The organism is Stutzerimonas sp. LR2 (assembly GCF_055755175.1).
The window spans coordinates 1-631 of the sequence record NZ_JBVTRR010000088.1; the positions used below are offsets into that span (position 1 = coordinate 1).

Genomic DNA, 631 nt, shown 5'->3' on the forward strand with positions numbered 1-631 from the left:
GAACTTCGAGTCGCAAAATGCAAAGCAACAACTTCCGCGCCTAGATTACCGTACACCTCACGGGAAAGGATGGCAGTTTATCTATCGGCATCTTAAAAAGCCGCTCAATTTGCGACTGAATTAATTATTATTATAACTATTAACACTGTACCATTACATCAAAGTATGCATTCCTAATTTTTGGAGAGTAAATGTATTTATTAATGACCTCACTATTTCTGATCGCAGCAGTGTTTTCCTTCGCAAAAACAATGAAAGTTGTGCTCGAAGAAGCAAGCCCAGACAAGGAAAAACGCATGGTAGCTATCAGACAAGTAAAATTGACTTGGTTACTTTATGTACCGGCTTTCTTTTTGCTTCTTGCTCCATTCATCAAATCATTCATGGATGCAGGTTCCGAACAGATGGACCAATCTAGCTCCAATTTACCTGTTTGGCTTTACCTGGCTGGTGGTCTGTACTTGCTGTTTGGTGCCGCAGTTTTATTACGTAAAGCAGTGAAAGAAAAAACCCTCGGGCAGATAGGCTCTATCCTTAATATCCAGATCCTTCTCTGGGTCGGACTTTACAGCACATTTGCGGCCTTTGACCACTTGAAGTTTGCTGATGAACACTTTGGGATAATGAGCAC

The 631-nt window shown here is 41.2% G+C and carries 1 protein-coding gene; it reads left to right on the forward strand.

Translation table 11 applies throughout. The features are described from left to right. Positions 1 to 191: 191 nt before the first annotated feature. Positions 192 to 631, forward strand: a 440-nt coding sequence (locus tag ACVRRC_RS22205) for a hypothetical protein (RefSeq protein WP_472997610.1), incomplete at its 3' end; no start/stop codon positions are given.